This window comes from Variovorax sp. GW821-FHT10D07 (genome assembly GCF_059415325.1).
Map to the genome: position 1 here is coordinate 139,972 of NZ_JBWKMZ010000017.1, position 372 is coordinate 140,343.

Annotated in this window: 1 protein-coding gene; it reads right to left on the reverse strand. The window is 63.7% G+C overall.

The features are described 5' to 3' along the window. Nucleotides 1-372, reverse strand: a 372-nt coding sequence (locus AC07PU_RS36070) for a hypothetical protein (protein ID WP_495322887.1), incomplete at both ends; no start/stop codon positions are given.

Below are 372 nucleotides of genomic sequence, written 5' to 3' on the forward strand. Positions count from 1 at the left end.
GTCGACCTCGACGGGTCTGAGCACGGCGACCAGCAGCATCGACAGCCTCTCGACTTCGACGTCGACTGGCCTGAGCACGGCAACGAGCTCGATCGGTAGCCTGTCCACATCGACCTCGACCGGTCTGAGCACGGCCACGAGCAGCATTGGCAGCCTGTCGACCTCGACGTCCACTGGCCTCAGCACGGCAACGAGCTCCATCGACAGCTTGTCCACGTCGACTTCGACGGGCCTGAGCACGGCCACGAGCGGCATCGACAGTCTCTCGACTTCGACGTCGACTGGTTTGAGCACCGCAACGAGTTCGATCGGTAGCTTGTCCACCTCGACCTCGACGGGCCTGAGCACCGCCACGAGCAGCATCGATAGCCT